The sequence below is a fragment of the Novosphingobium kaempferiae genome, from assembly GCF_021227995.1.
GTDB lineage: Bacteria > Pseudomonadota > Alphaproteobacteria > Sphingomonadales > Sphingomonadaceae > Novosphingobium > Novosphingobium kaempferiae.
In genome coordinates this window covers 2,405,331-2,421,525 of record NZ_CP089301.1, presented here as the reverse complement: position 1 = coordinate 2,421,525, position 16,195 = coordinate 2,405,331, and the positions used below count along the sequence as shown (strand labels likewise).

The window sequence follows — 16,195 nt, the reverse complement described above, 5'->3', positions numbered from 1 at the left end:
TCCGATCGCTGTCTGGGCCGACGGCAAATACCGCCGATAGACAAGGTGTATCGGAGATGCCGCGGGGCGGCCCGTTAATTTAGGTGAAAGTTGGATAGCGCGCTCTTTACCTCGCCACGGGAAGCTCCCGTGATTCGGTGTGCAGGCGACGCTCGTCTGCGCAGGCCAGCCGCACAGCAGGCCGCGCGGCGATACGCATGTGCCAGCGTCCGATGTTGCCGAACCCCGTCGCCTCACCGGCGAGGCAGGGTATCGCCCCGCCATCTGGCGAGTGCCCCTTTGCAAGCAGAACCCAGATATAGATGTCGGCGATGGTGAGCCCGCTGCCGCACAGATACGGCCCCGTCGCCAGTTGCAGGTCGATCCAGCCGAGCTGACGAAGCGACACGGCGCCATCCGAGCCCTCCGCGCAGTGCAGCCACTCCGACAGGCGCAGCGCGGGCAGGCTGTCGCATAAGGCGCCGTCATCGGGTGCAGCCAGTCCCGCCCACGGTGCGAGCCCGGCAACGAAGCGCAGGATGACCGGCGCGTGATGCAGCGTCGCGCCGTCGTCCAGTTCCAGCAGCGGCACTTGCCCGAGCGGGCTCAGCGCGTCGAAGTCCCGACCGTCGTCGGTTCGTCGACGGGCGAGATCGACGCCGATCGCCTCCACCGCGATGCCCGCCTCGTGAAAGGCGATCTGTGGAGCCAGCGACAGGGTTCCGGGGGAACAGTAAAGCTTCATGGGCGCCTCACCCGCGACGGAACGCGGCTCATCGGCGCAATTGCTCGCCTTTCGGCCCGGTCGTGGCAACCGGGCGATTTCGCACAAGCCCCGTTCGGCATCTCCGATTGTTCCGCGCGTCGATAGGCCGACACTCGGGGCCAGAAGCGAGGACACCATGCCAAGGCTTTACACGACCCTGACCCTGGACGACGCGAAGCAGATGCTGGCTGCCGGAGAGGCCGCCGCGCTCGAAACCGGGCTTGCCTACAACATCGCCGTGGTCGACGCGGGCGGCAACCTGATCGCGTTCTCGCGGCAGGACGGTGCCCTGATCGGCAGCATAGATCTTGCCATCGGCAAGGCGCGGACCGCGCGGCTGTTCGACAAGACGACTGACGAACTCTCCCATCTCGCCCAGCCCGCAGCGCCTCTGTTCGGCATCGAGCAGAGCAACGAGGGCAAGATCGTGATCTTCGGCGGGGGGCTGCCCGTCCACCTCGACGGCGCGATCATCGGCGCGGTGGGGACCAGCGCCGGGACGGTCGAGCAGGACATCGCCGTCGCCAGAGCGGCCGTCTCCGCCCTCGCACACGCATCGTAGAAGGAAGGAAATCCGCCATGAAAGCTGCGCGCATCCTCGAATACAAGAAGCCGCTGGTGATCGAGGACATCCCGATTCCCGACATCCAGCCGGACGAGGTGCTGGTGAAGGTCGCCGCCTGCGGCATGTGCCAGTCGGACATCCTGCTGGTCGATGGCTTCTTCCAGACTTACGCGGACATCCCGCCGCCGGTCATCCCCGGCCACGAGATCACCGGCACCATCGAGAAGATGGGCAATCTCATACCCGCGATAGCGGGCCTTGCCGAAGGCGACCACGTCGCCGTATCGCCCGGTTGGGGCGACGGCGTGTGCCGCCACTGCCAGGCGGGCAACCACCAGATCTGCCCCAACGTGCGCTGGCCGGGCTTCGGCACTTACGGCGGCTTCGCGGAGTATATCCCGGTGCCCGCCCGCTACATCATCAAGGTGCCCAAGAACCTAACCCTCACCCAGCTCGCCCCGCTGACCGATGCGGGCCTTACGCCCTATCGCGCGATCAAGAAGATTCGCGATGCGGGCGGCTTCGGGCCTGACCGGGTGATCGGCGTGTTCGGCGTCGGCGGCCTTGGCGCCTATGCGGTGCAGTACGCCAAGCTGATGAGCGGCGGCGGCAAGGTCGTCGCCTTCGCGCGCAACCTCGACAAGCTCGCCATCGCCAAGGAATACGGCGCGGACCACATCATCGCGATCAAGGGCAAGTCCGCCGCCGATGTCGGCAAGGAGCTGCAACAGGCGACCGGACAGGGCAAGCTCGACGCGATCATCGACACGGTGGGCGCCACCGAAATGATGCAGATGGGCTTCTCGCTGCTCGCCACCAGCGGCCACTATGCCGATGTCGGCTTCATGGGCGACCGCATCGACGTGCCGCTGTTCCCGCGCGTCTCGGGCGAGCAGACGTTCCACGGATCGTTCTGGGGCAACAACACCGACCTCAGCGAAGTCATGGCGCTCGCCGCGCAGGACAAGATCAAGCACACGATCAAGACCATCCAGTTCGATCAGATCAACGAATACATCGAACTGCTGCGCGCCGGCGAAGTGATCGGCCGCGCCGTGGTGGAATACTAGGTTCACCGCGCGCCCGTCGGCCGGCGCAACGATCCACCCGGAGAGCCCGGCCGACGGCTCTCCGGCCACCTTAAGGCCCCATCTGCCGCAGGTGCCGCAGGTGCCGCCGCTTGGGATACTACATTTCGTCGTCATGCCTCCCTGAAATTCAGGTGAGATCCTCGCGATCGCCCTTGCCCTTTGCGATCGCTGCCTGCGGCACCGGCAAGCGCGTCCGAGGCGCGGTTCCGGTGCCGCCGTTTGCCGGGAGGTGCAGTGCCGTCACCAACGGCAGACGCGCTTAGTGGTCACATGTGGCCATAAGCCTGTGCGCAGTGGTCATCGCGGTCTGAGCGCGGCCGATCCGGTCAGCGTCACGGCGAAGATCGCCAGCCCCAGCAGCGTCAGGCCGAAGCCCGCCCATACCGCCGAGAGCAGCCCCCACCCGGCAGCGATGGTCATCCCGCCCGCCCATGCGCCGATGGCGTTCGCCACGTTGAGCGCGGCAAGGTTCATCGCGCCCATCAGCGAGGGCGCTTCGGGTGCGAAGCGGGTCAGGCGGACCTGGATCGTCGGGATCGCCGTCATCATCGTCGCCCCGACGCCGAACATCGTGCAGAGCATGATCGGGGTATTCGCCCCCGCGCTCGCCAGCACGGCCAGAACGACGAGCGCGCAGCCGAAGCCCGCGACGATGCCCCGCGCCGGGTAGGCATCGGCCAGCCGCCCGCCGACGAGGTTGCCCACGGTCATGCCCAGCCCGAACAGGCCGAGCGCCACCGGGATCAGCGTCGGCGCGCGCATGGCCACGTCGGTCACGATCGGCCCGATGAAGGTGTAGACCGCGAAGATGCTGCCCACCCCGATCGCCGCGACCAGCATCACGCCCCAGACCGCAGGCTTGCGCAGCGCGCTGAGTTCCCGGAGCACCGGGCTGCCCGCCAGTTCCCCGGTGCGCGGCACCCACAGGAACAGTGCGCCGAACGCCACCGCCGCCAGTACCGCCACCGCGACGTATGTGTCCCGCCAGCCGAGCATCTGGCCGAGGAACGTGGCGAGCGGGGAGCCGAAGATCGTCGCGATGGTCAGCCCCATCATGACGATGGCGAAGGCCTTGCCCGACTGTCCCGGCCCCACGATGTACGAGGCCACCACCGCGCCCGCGCCGAAATAGGCGCCCTGCGGCAATCCGCTGACGAAGCGCGCCGCCATCAGCAGGTGCAGGCTTCCGGCCAGTGCCGACAGCAGGTTGCCGACCACGAACAGCGCCATCAGTCCCAGCAGCAGCGCTCGACGATTGAGCCGCGCGGCGGCCAGCGTCACCAGCGGCGCGCCGATGATGACGCCAAAGGCATAGGCAGTGACCGCGTTGGTCGCCTCCGGGATGGAGATGCCGAGGTCCGCCGAGAACAGCTGGATGATCCCCATGCTCGCGAACTCGGACGTGCCGATGCAGAAGCTGCCGAGCGCCAGCGACATCAGCGTCAGGTTGCAGTTGCGCCGCCCTTTCGCGTCGGTGCAGTGGATCGGCACCGCCTCCGCCTGCGCCTTGTACGCCTTCTCATGCGGGCTTATGCCCCGCAGATCGGCGTGGACGCTGCCGCCAGCACCATCGGGAATGCCCTCAAGCTTGTTCATCGCATGGCTCCTTGCGAGCGCGCAGGCTATCACGGCGGCCTCGGGCGACCGCCTAATGCGTGTAAATCGCGCTCCGTCAGCCGAGCAGGGCCCGCGCGCGACGCAGGTCGAGCGTGTCGAAGCCTTCGGTGAAGCGGGCGTAGGCCGTCGCCAGCGCCGCCTCGGCTTCACTGCTCCCGCCCCGGCCGCGCTCCAGTTCGACGAAGTCGGTCGCCGCGCGCAGTTCCCAGGTCAGGGCGCCCTGATGGCGCGCGATGTCGATGGCCTCGCGATAGCACCGCGCGGCGGCGTCCTCGATCCCCCGCACGCCGCTGCGGCGGATGTAGCCGCCCTTCATCCGCAGCATCTCGGGAATGCCCCATAGCTGGCCGCTGCCGGAATAGAGCGAGATCGCCCGGTCGACGCAGGACAGCGCCCCCTCCGGGTCGCCGCCATTCAGCAGGACTTCGCCATAGTTCGCCAGGAACGGCGGATAGCGCGTGCCCAGCTCGCCGTCGCGGATCTTCGCCAGATCGGCGCGGTAGTCCTGCAAGTCCACCGGTTGCCCGGAATCGAGCCGCCATTTCACCCGCATGCACGCCGCCATCGCCCGCCACAGCGGCAGTCCATGCGTCGCCGCGTAGGCCTCCACGAAATCCAGATCGCGCTCGGCCGCGGCGAATTCGCCGGTGAAGACCTGGATCGGCAGGGATACGAGCACGATCGAGGCGCAGAGCGGCAGCGCGTAATTGCATGCCTCCGCCTCCTCCCGCTGCCTGCGCGCCTCGACCTTCGCCTGTTCCACGAAGCCCGAAAGCCACAGCACCATCGCCAGCGCGCCGCGCGCCTCCAGCCGCAGGTCGAATTCGAACCGGGCGGCGCCTCCGGCCACGCCCTGCTGCGTCGCGGGGGCAGACTGCAGGAAGCTCTCAAGCCGTTCGCGCGCGGATGCCAGATCGCCTAGGTAGTAGAGTGCGATACCCGCATGGGCATCCGCATTGACCATCCCGGCGGCGTCTTCCCGGAACGCGGCGGTCGCGCGCAACAGTTCCGTCACCGCGAGGGAGGAACGCGCGTCCCCGGTCCAGAGGTGATGCTCCGACAGCTTGCGCAGGCTCTCCACCCGCAGGTCGAGATCGCCAAGCTTCTCCGCAAGATCGAGCGCGCGGCTGAACATCGCCTTCGCCTGCGGCAGCGGCCCGCAGGTATACAGCAGTGCGGCTCCGTGGGCGAGACACAGGATCAGTTCGTCCCGCTCGCTCCGGCTTTCGTCAAAACGCGCAGCGAGAGCCTGTTCGGCCGCGTGGCGGCATTCGTCGAGCAGGGAAAGGCGCTCCCAGAACGGTATCGCCGCGACCGTCAGGGTGATCGCCAGCGCAGCGTCACCGTCCGCGCCGAACGCCCACGCCAGCGCGACCCGCAGGTCATCGATCTTGCGACGATGGCTGGCGATCCAGGCCCTTTCCCCGAGTTGCACGAGTTCGAGGTTGGCCTGTGCGACAAGCGTGGCGACATGCTCTGCATGGCGTCGCCGAAGCCGGGCCAGTTCTCCGCATTCCGCCAGTCGCTCCTGCGCATAGCTGCGAGTGGTGTCGAACAGGCGGTACTCGACCTCGAAGTCACTGGCTTCGGCAGCCACCAGCGACTTGGCGACGAGGTTCGCCATGTCCTGAGCGATCTGCCCCGGCGTAATGGTGGCATCGGCCGCTACCGCAACCGCCGATGCCAGCGTGAAGGGGCCGGCGAAAACCGACAGCCGCCGTAGAAGGGCATGTTCGCCGGGGGAAAGGAGATCGTAGCTCCAGTCGATCGTCGCCGTGAGCGTCTGGTGCCGGTCGGGGCCGTAACGCCTGCTCGTAAGCACCCGGAAGCGGTCGCCCAGCAGTTCGCGCAGTTCGGCAAGGCCGAATGCGTCCACCCGGGTGGCCGCGAGTTCGATGGCCAGCGCAAGGCCGTCGAGACGGCGGCAGATGTCTGCCACCACCGGCGCATCGGCATCGGTCAGCCGGAAGGTCTCCAGCCGGTCCATCGCGCGCTCGACGAAGAGCTCCACGGCGGGGTAGGTCATGGCGTCCCGCGCGGTCAGCATGGCATCAGCGTCCGGCGCATCTAGGCCGGGAAGTCTGCGCACGCGTTCCCTGCCAAGGCCCAGCGGCTCGCGGCTTGTGGACAGCACGCGCACACCCGGCGCAGACGCCAGGATGCGGCCGACGTTCGCCGCCACCGCATCGATCAGATGCTCGCAGCTGTCCAGCATCAGCAGCATCTCGCGACCGCGCAGGTATTCGAGAAGCGCCGCCTCCATGTTGGCGGAATGCGCAGTCATCCCGACCGCCGCTGCGATGGCGGCAGACACCCGCCCGGCTTCCTTCAGCGGCGACAGATCGACCAGCCATACGCCATGCTCGAAGCGCGGCAACACCTGCTCGGCCACGGCGCATGCGACAGTGGTCTTGCCGATCCCGCCGGGCCCAACCACGGTGACGAGCCGGTGATCCTCGAGTTCCGCCGCTATGTCGGCGATGATCTCCGAGCGCCCCACCACCCGCGTCGCGGCCAGCGGCAGATTGTGATCGCGGGTGACGGCCACCGCATCATGGACAGCCGGCAGCGATGCTTCCGTGCTCTGCACCGGACTGACGAAGCGATAGCCCCGGCCGATGATGGTCGCGATGAAGCGCTCTTCCCCCGGCCCTTCGAGCTGCCGCCGCAGGCTGGCGATATTGACCTTGAGGTTGCCTTCCTCGACCACGATGTCCGGCCAGGCGCGCGACATCAGGTCGCGCTTGCTAACCAGCTCTCCGGGACGTTCGACGAGGGCGGTCAGGATATCGAGCGCGCGGCCGCCGACGCGCACGGGCTTGCCGTTCCTCAGGAGGAGTTGTCGCTCCGGCATGAGGACAAAGGGTCCGAACAGGAATGACCGGGGAACCGGTTCTGAACTGACGGCAACCAAACTCGCACCCGCATCTGCAAACACGGCTCAAGGTGTCACAGGCACGTTCGTCACGGCGGTTAAAAAAGGTCAATCCTCAGGCTCGGCAGGAACCCGGATACCGCCTTCGATATCCGGGCCGCACTGTCAGCGCTGCTGGCGCAACTGGTCCGATAGGTAATCGACCAGCGGCTGTTCGAACTTCGGGTTGATCGCCAGGAAGTGGCGTCGCCGGTCCTGCTCGTCGGGCAGGCGGCACAGCACACCCTCGTCGACGAGCCTGCGCACCAGCCGCAGCGCGGTGCTCATCGGTGCGCCGGAGGCGATGCAGGCGCTCGAAACGGAGACGCGGCGGTGTTCGATCTTGGCCAGCAGCAGGTCGAGCAGCATGGCCCATGTCGGATCGCCGAACAGTTCGCCGCCGCCGATCTCCCGGCGCTTCATCTCCTTGCGCAGCAGGTCGCGGATGAAGCCCGTCAGTTGCGCCGGGCCGACAGGATCGGCGTCGGCAAGCTGCGGCATCGCTGCGGGAACAATCGCAGGAGCCGGAGCGACCATTGCCGCAGCCGCTTCCGGCGGCGCGCGGCCGGGCTCGTCCATCAGGTGCGAGAGGCGTTGCAGTTCGGTGCTGAGCGTCGACATCCGCTCCAGCAGCGCATTGCGCGCACCGGTAGCCTCGGGCAGCCCCTGGATGCGCTGGAGGGCACGGCGCAGGTCGCCCTGGCTGATCGGCTTTTCGAGGAAGTCGACCGCAGAGGCGCGCATGGCGTCGATGGCGACATCCTTGGTCGCATGCCCGGTCGCCATGATGAAGCGCAGCTGGCGCCCCTGCCGGTCGGCATGCTGGGCCATCTCGCCGATGAGCGTGATCCCGTCGAGCCCCGGCAGGTTGTAGTCGACGATGGCGATGGAAATCTCGTTCGACCGGAACACCGACAACGCTTCTTCCGCGCTCGATGCGACGAATGGCTCGTAGCCCATCTGCCGCAGCGCGAAGGCGCACTCCATGCCCCAGTCCGTGTCGTCGTCGACGACGAGCACCGGCTCCACCTGCCGGAACACTCCTGCCTCTATCGCCTTTGGTATTTCGGCCATCGGTACTCGCTCCCTTGCGTGTTCCGCGTCGATTTCCTCAGCATCATCGCTCTGTGGGCCAAGAAGAGACCCCAGGCGTGTCCGCCAGCTCTTAGGCATCGCATCTTCCCATCACTGTATTTGCGGATGCCCTTATCACATTCCGGGTAAATATTGCTGCAACGCGACCGAGAGGATTGCCACCGCGAGGATCGCCGATGCGTCCGGACGACGCCGCACTGCGCCCGCCCGTTGGAAGGCAGCTATCAGCACCAGCGCCAGTACGGCCACCGCCACCATCGCGAATGTTCCGCTTATTCCCAGCCAAGTGGCCCCCGCCCCAAGCAGCTTGATCTGACCCCCCGTCAGGATCCTTGCGCGGGTCCGCGCCCGAAGCACGGTCACGGCAAGGCTCGCGACGGCAATGCACCCCACCCCTGCGGCGCATGCCCGGTAGAATCCGGGTGTTCCTTCTAATGCCGCCGCTCCGACGAGGCCGCAACCCGCAAGCACGACATAAAGCCAGTCGGGCGTGGTCTGCCCTTCCCAAGGCAGGATCACCACGGGAACCAGCACAAGTATAAGAAGAGCAAGATAGAAGTATCCTGCGGCCTCCATCGTCAATATCCCCCGTTGGTCACGGTAACGCTGGCTTCGAGGGTGCTGTCCGGCAGCGGCACGAAGGCGCCGTAGCGCATGATCGGGCTGCCGCTCATGTCGTAGCGCACCTCGACGCGAAACGTTCCCCTGGTGGTCCCTGCCGCAGCGGTAATCTGCGGCGGCGTCTTGCCACCGAGCAGGGATCCGTAGTTGTCGATCACCGCCTGCGCCCGGCTGGTGGCAAGGGCCACGCGCTCGCCGGTCGAAAGACCCGCGACCGCCGCCCGGGCGCCCTCCGCAGCGGCCTGTCTCACGCCGATGAGGGCCGTGAAGTAGATCGAATAGACGATGACCGAGAAGACGAGGGTGAGCAGCGCCGGAGCCAGCAGGGCGAACTCCAGCGCCGCAATCCCCCTATCGCATTTCAGCATGCGGACCGCTGTCCTTGCCGTCATGCGCATGATGTCCTCCTCTTTTAGACGCCGCCGGCGCCGCCAGCGCCACCTGCACCGCCGCTGCCACCACTGAAGAGGTTGGAGAAGGCGGTCGAGAGATCGCTCTGGAAAGCGGTTCCTACTGCGAGCAGCGCAGCCACGACGATACCGCCGAGAACTGCGTATTCGACTGCCGTAAGGCCGCGCTCATCGCCACGCAGGCGGGTCATCAAATTGTGGATCGAATTCATCATAAAAATACTCCCCATACCCCTCCGTGGTCGCAAGAGGCGCGTCCGGGACAGGAGGGGCGTCCCGCCGCGCCATGAACGAAACCCTAGATCAGCACCGGCACCCCGCAGCGCACGCCGTTGGTCCACACCGTCGCATGGCCAAGCTGCACGCCCAGCGCGGCGAGAACGTTGTCGAGCAGGGGATCGGTGGTGGAACCCAGCACGCCGCCCACCGCATTCACCACGCCCAGCACAGCGGACACGGCCTGCGTGTCGCTGCCGACGCAGACGAGCGAGACGAGGCAGGTCTGCAATTGCAGATTGTTGGTAACGCCTTGCAAAGTCGCGCCGACCTGGAAGCGGTTGCCGACGACAACGCCCTGACCCGGTACAGCCACCGTGCCGATGGTGCCGTTACCCCCGGGACCGAAAATGACATTCGCGCTTGTCCGCCCCAGCACCGGCTTGACGATCGCCTTGCCCTGCACCTGCGCCACGCTCAGGCCACCGAGGATGTTGAGCACGTTGAGATCGAGGATCTTGCCGTACTCGAAATCGCTGTTGCTGAGCGGCGGCAGGGCCTTGGTCATCGCGTTGGGATTGACCAGCCTGCCGAGATAGACGTTCACCAGCCCGGAATTGGCGGTCACGTTCACGCGCGTGCGGCTGTTCTGCTCGGTCTCGCCGGTGCAGTCGATGCCGGACACCCGCGCGTCGGCGGCGTCCACGTCGACTACCAGCGGCACGTTCGCCTCGCCGTTCACGAGGTTGAGGACGTTGAGGTTGATAAGCTTCACGTCGACCTGCAACCGCAGCATCGAAGTGCCGACAAGCGTCTCGCCGACCGGGCCGAACGCGAAGCGGGGGCGGTTGGTCAGTCCGGAACTCGCCGCCCGGATGGCGACGGTGCTGTTGGGCACGACGAGGCTGACCAGATCGGACGCATCGATCACGCCCGGCCCCGCCTGCACCGCATACGAGACGAGCTGGTAAGCATTCATCCCGGCCCGCAGCGACGGCTTCACGTCCGCTTCGCCCACCGGCATGTTCTTCCACACGCCCAGCCCGAACAGCCCGCTCAATGGCACCCGGTAGCCGTTTCCGACCTGCGACCCGAAGGTGCGTAATGCGTTGCCGGTCCGCGCGTCTCCCGCGGCTTCGGCGGCTGAAAGGACGAGATCCTGAAGTCCGTAAGTGCCCTCTACCAGTTGCCCGTAAGTCCCGGTCTGGCCGGAGCGGCGGGCGAGCGCGTCGAAGAACAGGCCGGCATCGACATTGCCGCCCATCAGCGCCTCGATGTCCGCCGTCGTCAGCCGCAGCTTGATGCCGATGAGCGCGCCGAGCAGGTCGTTGACCGCGTTGACCAGCGTGTTGGTGACGGTCAGCAGGCCCGACGTGACCGAGATGCCCGCCTCGTCCACGCGCGCGGCGCTGGCGGTGGCGGCAAGGTCGGGGATCGGGCTCGCGTCGCCCAGCGCGCCGGTCAGGAAGCGGCGGCTCGGCTCGCCCGTGGTCAGGCGCACGGCATTGACGGTGGAACTGCCGGGGCAGTTCACGGTGTCGGGCGATCCCGCCGCGACGAAGCGCGATCCCGAATCCCGGTTGATGTTGGCACAGTAGTAGCCGACCTCGACCCGCTTGAGGATCGTCGGGTCCGAATAGCCGTTGCGGTTCAGGTAATCCTGCGCGCGGGCCTGCGCGCGGGCGGGCTCCATCGCCGCCGCCAGTGCCGCCGCCTCGGTCGCGATGCGCAGTTCGCGGTTGCCGCTGTAGTAGAGCGCCACATCGAGCGCGAGCCCTGCCGAGAGCAGCAGCGGCACGCCCAGCACGGCGACGGCGGGCGCGATCGCGCCGCTTTCATCACGCCGCAATTCGCGCAGGCGGCGAAAGGCGGAGCGCAGCGCGGTCATGAGCCCAGGGACGGCTTGCCGCCCCCTGCCGCCGCGATCCGCGCCACCTCGCCCGCGACCTGCTGGCGCAGTTGCGCCTTGGCCTTGGCGTCGGTCATGCCGGACATCATTGCGTCCGCTTCGCCCAGCCGCCCGTTGAGCGTCAGCGCGAGGATCAGGTTGTTGCGCACCACCATGTCGTCCGGCACCAGATCGCGCGCGGCACGCAGCGTCTCGACCGCCTCGGCGGTCTGGCCCGAGCGCAGGCGGGCATAGCCCAGCGCATTGGTGATGAAGGCATCGGCGGGGCTCGCCTGCAGGGCCGCTGCGTACTGAACCGCCGCCTGCGGCCACTGCCCTTCGGCGGCGAGGACATGCCCGCGCACCGCCAGCGCCTGTCCGCTGCGATCGTTCGACGGGATGCGTTCCATCGCCGTGCGTGCGGCCTCGGTCTGGTCGAGGTCGAGCAGGCAGTTGACCCGCAGCACGCGCGCATCGCTGTCCGAGGGGTACTTGCGGTCGAAATCGTCGAGATAGGCGAGCGCGGCGCGGGCGCGACCGTCGCTGCGGGCCTGCCGGATCAGCGTCATGTACAGCGTGCGCGTGGAGTTCTCCTCCTGCGCTTCCGCCGTGCGGTCCGAACGGTCGGCCGCCATGGCGGGCATCGGGGCGAGGCCCGCCAGCGCCAGCGTCGTCACGGGAAGCAGGTATCGCATCATCGTCCGGTACTCCGCAGCGTGTCGAGGATCGCGGCCACCGGCGGGCCGGCCAGCACGATGAACAGCGCAGGCATGAAGAAGACGAGCATGAGCACGACCATCCGCACGGTGATCTTGCCGATCTGCTCGCGCGCACGGGCGACGCGGCGCTGCGAGAATTCGCGGATGAATTCGCGCAGGGCCGGGACCAGCTCCATGCCCTGGAACAGCGACTGCCGGAACAGTGCCGCCAGTTCGCGAGAGCCCTGCACGCCTACGCGGGTCGCCCAGCGGTCGAACGCGACCTGGTAGTCCTGCCCACGGTCGAGATCCTCGACCAGCATCGCCACCAGCTTCGCATGGTTGGGCACCGCCACCCGCTCGTCCCGCGCGATGCCGCGGAAGCACTGGTCGAGCGAAACGCCGCTTTCGAGCATCATCAGCATCAGGTCGAGCAGGAACGGAAACTCCGCCGTCAGCACCCGCTCGCGCGCGGTGGCGCGCATCTGGAGGGCGTACTTGGCGCCAATGTAGGTGAGGCCGGTCAGCGCGAACGTCGGGAAGATCGGGCGCAGCGGGTTGCCGGTGACGGCGAAGCACGTCGCCATCGAGGCCAGCATCACCAGCAGCGTCGCGGCGAGCCGCAGCGCGACGAAGACGTCGAGCGCACCCGGCTCGAAGTAGCCGGCGGCGCGCAGGCGCTTCTCGATCTCCTGACGGTCGCGCCCCTGCGCCAACAGCGCGCGCGGCGCCTTGAGGTTGCGCCAGCCGCGCGAGGGGGCGCTGCCGATGGCGGCCTGTCCGTCGATCCGCGCGCGGAGCTGGGCATCGACCTGCAGCCAGCGCAGGCCCAGCACCACCATCGCCCCGCCCGCGACGGCGGCGATGAGCGAAAGGAGGGCGAGCGCGCCGGCCATCAGAACGCGAGCCTCATCATGCGGCGGATAATCATGATGCCGATCAGTTCGAGCACGATCGCCACCATCGACATCGTGCGGCCACGCGGATCGTCGATGAAGAATTCGATGTAGGCGCGGTTCATGCCCACCAGCAGCACCATGGCGAGCAGCGGCATCGCGATCAGCACGCGCGCGCTCACCTTGGCCTCCGACGTCGCCGCCTGCAGGTCGCGGCGGATGCGCACGCGCTCGCGCAGGATGTTGGAGAGGTTGCCGAACACCGTCGCGATCGAGCCGCCGTAGCGCAGGTTGGTGCGGATGGCGGCGGCGATCATCGAGACTTCGGGCACCTGCAACCGGTCGGCCAGCTGTTGCATCGTCTCGGCCACCGGCGCCCCCATGGCGAGGCGGCGGCCGACCGGCGCGAAGTAGCTCTGCACCGTCTCGGGGGCATCGGCGAGGGCGCGGGCAAGCGCCTGCGACAGCGAATTGCCCACCGCCTGAAGCTGGCGCACACCGTCGAGATAGAGCGGCAGCGCCTCGGCCAGCGCCTCGATCCGCTTGCGCGCACGGCCCTGGAGCCAGGACAGCACCGCCATCGGCACGCCGACCACTAGGACCACCGCAGCGGCCGGCCCGAACAGCAGGAGCACGATCAGCGTCGCGATGAGCATCCCGCCGGTCAGCGCCTGCACCGCGCCGAAGGTGATCTCAACCTGCGCCTGCGCCAGCAGCGGCGCGATCCGCTCGGGCACAGTGACCGCGATGATCGGGCGCGCAGGCGCGGCGTCGGGCGTGGCGATGGCCTCCAGCCGCCGGTCGAGTACCACGCGGTCGCGCGTGCGCTGCGAGAACCAGTGCCATGCCATCGCGCCGAGGATGAGCAGCGCCAGCAGGAGATAGGCGCCGCCCTTCACCATGCGGTTGCTTCCCCATGGCCGACGGCGCCGGTGGCCTTGTCCAGCGTGGGCGCGGCGTAGTCCTTGAGGCGCGCGACGTGATAGGGCCGCGGCGACATCGTGCGATGCAGCCCCTCGCCCGACATCGGCGGATTTTCCTCGAAGTGGAACAGTTCGTTGAGCGTGTAGGCCTCGCCCTCCACCCCGGTCACTTCGGCGACCGAGGTGATCCGGCGCGAGCCGTTGGCGAGGCGCTGGATGTTGACGATGACGTGGATCGAGTTGGCAACGAAGCGGCGCACCGCGCGCACGTCGTTCTGCTGACCGGCAAAGCCCAGCAGCATTTCGAGGCGCGACAGCGCGTCGCGCGGGGTGTTGGCATGGAGCGTCGCCATCGAGCCGTCGTGGCCGGTGGACATCGCCTGCAGCATCTCCACCGCCTCGACGCCGCGCACCTCACCCAGGATGATGCGGTCGGGCCGCATGCGCAGGGCGTTGCGGACGAGATCGCGCGCACTCACCTCGCGGCTGCCGTCGACATTGGGCGGGCGCGTCTCCAGCCGGACGACGTGCTCCTGTCGCAGTTGCAGCTCGGCCGCGTCCTCGATGGTGACGAGGCGTTCCTTGTTGCTGATGCAGCTCGACAGCACGTTGAGCAGCGTGGACTTGCCCGCGCCGGTGCCGCCGCAGATCAGGATGTTGAGGCGCGAACGCACCGCGCTCGTCAGGAACGCGGCCATCGCCGGGCTCATGACGCCGCCGCTCACGCAGTCCTCGACGCTGAGCGCCTGAAGGCGGAACTTGCGGATCGAGACCAGCGGGCCGTCGAGCGCGATCGGCGGGATGACGATGTTGACGCGCGAGCCGTCCGGCAGGCGCGCATCGACGAAGGGCGTCGCCTCGTCCACGCGGCGGCCGATGGGGCCGACGATGCGCTGGATGATGTTCATGAGGTGCGCGTCGTCGCGGAAGCGCGTCTCGACCCGTTCCAGCACGCCCGAGCGCTCGGCGTAGATGGTGTTGGCGCCGTTGACGATGATGTCGTCGATGGTGCTGTCGCGCAGCAGCGGCGCGATGGGGCCGAGGCCGACGACCTCGTCCTCGACGTCCTCGATCAGCAGCAGCCGCTCGGCGCTGTTGAGCGCGAGCTGGCCGCGACGGCTGCGGCTGTTGATGACCTGCTCGATCTCGCTGCGCAGCGTGCGCCGGTCCAGCCCGTCGGCGGTGGAGCCCTGCGTCTCCAGCTGCTCGATCACCTGCGCGCAGGTCAGCGCCTTCACCGCCTGGTAGCTGTCGCTCATGCGCTGCGCGGCGGGCTGCGCGATGGCGGCCTTGCGCTTGGGCTCCGGCTCGCCGCCCTCTCCGGGCACGAAATCGTTGGTGAGCAGGCTCATGCGGTGCGCTCCACCGAACGCAGGATTGCCTTGCGCATGCGGTCGATCCCGAAGCTGGCGCCCTTGGCCTGCGACGAGATCCCGCAGGCGCGCCGCACGGCCTGCGCGTAAGTGCCGCCATCCCGCTCGGTCATCATCGGTCGTCCGGCGTTCAGCGCGTTGCGCTGCTGCACGCGGTCGACCGGGATACCGAGCACGGTGTCGATGTCGAGCGCATCGGCCATGCGGCGACCGTCGAGCAGGATGCGCGGATCGTGCTCCCACACCAGCAGGCGCAGGCGCTGTGCGCTAGCGGTGTCGATGGCCACGCGGTCGAGCAGGCGGCGGGTGGCGTCAAGCTCGCGGATCGACTGGCTGCACACAACCTCGACGCTCTGCGCCTGCGAGGCGAGTTCGCGCAGCAGCCCGCCGTTACGCAGGGATCCGCCGCACAGGACGACGTGGTTGCAACTCGCCCGCAGCAGCTGGATCAGGCCGACGATGTCCGCCGGACCGATGCCGACAGGCTCCGCCCCGGTGCCGCCGTCAAGCGTCAGCAGGGTCAGCCCGCTGCGGTCGTGATGCGCCAGCGCATCGGACAGCAGGCTCGCGTCCATGCGGTCGATGTCGGAGATCGCCGAGGCGAGGCCGTAGTCCACCTTGAGGTCGAGGTAGGCCTCGGCCGTGCTGCTCGGCAGGGTGCAGTCGATCAGCAGCGTCGATGCGCCGTCGAGGCTGTAGGCGAGCGCCATGTCGGTCGCCAGTACGGCGGTCGCGTCACGGTCGGTGCCGAGGACGAGGGTGAAGCGGCCCAGCCTCCCCTGGCTCGCCAGCGAAGTGTTGAGCACGCGCGAGAGGATCTCGCTCACTTCCGAGGCCACCGCGCCGCGCGGCAGCACATCGGTCGCGCCGGAGCGGATCGCCTGAAGGACGTGGCCCGCGTACATGTCCTCAGTGGCGAGCACCACCGCGCGGCCCGGAGCCGCCTGCGCGACTTCGGCGATGACCGATGCCATCGCGCGCTCGGCGGGGATCGAGGCATGGTCGATCACGACGATGCCCGGGCCGTCGAACTCGGCCTCGTCGAGCGACTGGGCCATCTCGACAGTGACGTGGGCGCCCATGGCGTCCGAGATGCGCTGCGCCAGCGCGCGGTCGATCGAGAGAAGATGGATGCGTGCCATG

Annotated in this window: 15 protein-coding genes; 2 read left to right on the top strand and 13 right to left on the bottom strand. The window is 68.1% G+C overall.

The genetic code is table 11. The annotated features are described in order from the left end of the window. Nucleotides 1-106: 106 nt before the first annotated feature. Complete coding sequence (locus LO787_RS10895) at nt 107-724, bottom strand: glutathione binding-like protein (RefSeq protein ID WP_232495854.1); 618 nt, start codon at nt 722-724, stop codon at nt 107-109. A gap of 157 nt (nt 725-881) precedes the next feature. Between LO787_RS10895 and LO787_RS10890 the strand changes: the two genes are divergently transcribed. Both LO787_RS10890 and LO787_RS10885 read left to right on the top strand, forming a co-directional pair. After that, nucleotides 882-1,307 carry a GlcG/HbpS family heme-binding protein gene (locus tag LO787_RS10890; protein WP_232495853.1) on the top strand — a complete coding sequence of 142 codons (426 nt, stop codon included), beginning with the start codon at nt 882-884 and terminating at the stop codon, nt 1,305-1,307. 17 nt (nt 1,308-1,324) lie between these two features. Next, nucleotides 1,325-2,380, top strand: coding sequence for an NAD(P)-dependent alcohol dehydrogenase (locus LO787_RS10885; RefSeq protein WP_232495852.1), 1,056 nt, complete (start codon nt 1,325-1,327; stop codon nt 2,378-2,380). Nucleotides 2,381-2,698: 318 nt separating this feature from the next. Here the strand turns inward: LO787_RS10885 and LO787_RS10880 are convergent, their stop codons facing one another. The 12 genes from LO787_RS10880 to LO787_RS10825 form a co-directional block, all read right to left on the bottom strand. Then, complete coding sequence (locus LO787_RS10880) at nt 2,699-3,997, bottom strand: MFS transporter (protein WP_232495851.1); 1,299 nt, start codon at nt 3,995-3,997, stop codon at nt 2,699-2,701. A 76-nt stretch (nt 3,998-4,073) separates the two neighbouring features. Then, nucleotides 4,074-6,833 (bottom strand): ATP-binding protein, encoded by a 2,760-nt coding sequence (locus LO787_RS10875; RefSeq protein ID WP_232495850.1) that lies wholly within the window; start codon nt 6,831-6,833, stop codon nt 4,074-4,076. A 225-nt stretch (nt 6,834-7,058) separates the two neighbouring features. Further along, nucleotides 7,059-8,006, bottom strand: a complete 948-nt coding sequence (locus tag LO787_RS10870; RefSeq protein WP_232495849.1) for a response regulator — start codon at nt 8,004-8,006, stop codon at nt 7,059-7,061. Between the two features lie 135 nt (nt 8,007-8,141). After that, a complete protein-coding gene (locus LO787_RS10865; RefSeq protein WP_232495848.1) occupies nt 8,142-8,603 on the bottom strand; it encodes a hypothetical protein in 462 nt (153 codons plus the stop codon). A 2-nt stretch (nt 8,604-8,605) separates the two neighbouring features. Further along, nucleotides 8,606-9,016, bottom strand: a complete 411-nt coding sequence (locus LO787_RS10860) for a TadE/TadG family type IV pilus assembly protein (RefSeq protein ID WP_232495847.1) — start codon at nt 9,014-9,016, stop codon at nt 8,606-8,608. Nucleotides 9,017-9,060: 44 nt separating this feature from the next. Continuing rightward, complete coding sequence (locus LO787_RS10855; protein WP_232495846.1) at nt 9,061-9,273, bottom strand: Flp family type IVb pilin; 213 nt, start codon at nt 9,271-9,273, stop codon at nt 9,061-9,063. An 83-nt stretch (nt 9,274-9,356) separates the two neighbouring features. Then, entirely contained in the window at nt 9,357-11,162 is a 1,806-nt protein-coding gene (locus LO787_RS10850; protein ID WP_232495845.1) for a TadG family pilus assembly protein, read from the bottom strand. After that, nucleotides 11,159-11,860, bottom strand: coding sequence for a tetratricopeptide repeat protein (locus LO787_RS10845; protein WP_232495844.1), 702 nt, complete (start codon nt 11,858-11,860; stop codon nt 11,159-11,161). The genes LO787_RS10850 and LO787_RS10845 overlap by 4 nt, the downstream gene beginning before the upstream one ends. Then, the gene (locus tag LO787_RS10840; protein WP_232495843.1) at nt 11,857-12,756 is read right to left on the bottom strand and encodes a type II secretion system F family protein; all 900 of its coding nucleotides are present in this window, start codon (nt 12,754-12,756) and stop codon (nt 11,857-11,859) included. The genes LO787_RS10845 and LO787_RS10840 overlap by 4 nt, the downstream gene beginning before the upstream one ends. After that, a complete protein-coding gene (locus tag LO787_RS10835; RefSeq protein ID WP_232495842.1) occupies nt 12,756-13,658 on the bottom strand; it encodes a type II secretion system F family protein in 903 nt (300 codons plus the stop codon). The genes LO787_RS10840 and LO787_RS10835 overlap by 1 nt, the downstream gene beginning before the upstream one ends. Further along, nucleotides 13,652-15,031, bottom strand: a complete 1,380-nt coding sequence (locus LO787_RS10830; RefSeq protein WP_232495841.1) for a TadA family conjugal transfer-associated ATPase — start codon at nt 15,029-15,031, stop codon at nt 13,652-13,654. Before LO787_RS10830 ends, LO787_RS10835 begins: the two co-directional genes overlap by 7 nt. Continuing rightward, nucleotides 15,028-16,194 (bottom strand): CpaE/TadZ family protein, encoded by a 1,167-nt coding sequence (locus tag LO787_RS10825; protein ID WP_232495840.1) that lies wholly within the window; start codon nt 16,192-16,194, stop codon nt 15,028-15,030. Before LO787_RS10825 ends, LO787_RS10830 begins: the two co-directional genes overlap by 4 nt. Nucleotide 16,195: the final 1 nt, after the last annotated feature.

Coding starts and splice junctions, on each gene's coding strand:
- LO787_RS10895 (WP_232495854.1), bottom strand. CDS start 724: ATGAAGCTTTACTGTTCCCCCGGAACCCTGTCGCTGGCTCCACAGATC.
- LO787_RS10890 (WP_232495853.1), top strand. CDS start 882: ATGCCAAGGCTTTACACGACCCTGACCCTGGACGACGCGAAGCAGATG.
- LO787_RS10885 (WP_232495852.1), top strand. CDS start 1,325: ATGAAAGCTGCGCGCATCCTCGAATACAAGAAGCCGCTGGTGATCGAG.
- LO787_RS10880 (WP_232495851.1), bottom strand. CDS start 3,997: ATGAACAAGCTTGAGGGCATTCCCGATGGTGCTGGCGGCAGCGTCCAC.
- LO787_RS10870 (WP_232495849.1), bottom strand. CDS start 8,006: ATGGCCGAAATACCAAAGGCGATAGAGGCAGGAGTGTTCCGGCAGGTG.
- LO787_RS10865 (WP_232495848.1), bottom strand. CDS start 8,603: ATGGAGGCCGCAGGATACTTCTATCTTGCTCTTCTTATACTTGTGCTG.
- LO787_RS10860 (WP_232495847.1), bottom strand. CDS start 9,016: ATGCTGAAATGCGATAGGGGGATTGCGGCGCTGGAGTTCGCCCTGCTG.
- LO787_RS10855 (WP_232495846.1), bottom strand. CDS start 9,273: ATGATGAATTCGATCCACAATTTGATGACCCGCCTGCGTGGCGATGAG.
- LO787_RS10850 (WP_232495845.1), bottom strand. CDS start 11,162: ATGACCGCGCTGCGCTCCGCCTTTCGCCGCCTGCGCGAATTGCGGCGT.
- LO787_RS10845 (WP_232495844.1), bottom strand. CDS start 11,860: ATGATGCGATACCTGCTTCCCGTGACGACGCTGGCGCTGGCGGGCCTC.
- LO787_RS10840 (WP_232495843.1), bottom strand. CDS start 12,756: ATGGCCGGCGCGCTCGCCCTCCTTTCGCTCATCGCCGCCGTCGCGGGC.
- LO787_RS10835 (WP_232495842.1), bottom strand. CDS start 13,658: ATGGTGAAGGGCGGCGCCTATCTCCTGCTGGCGCTGCTCATCCTCGGC.
- LO787_RS10830 (WP_232495841.1), bottom strand. CDS start 15,031: ATGAGCCTGCTCACCAACGATTTCGTGCCCGGAGAGGGCGGCGAGCCG.
- LO787_RS10825 (WP_232495840.1), bottom strand. CDS start 16,194: ATGGCACGCATCCATCTTCTCTCGATCGACCGCGCGCTGGCGCAGCGC.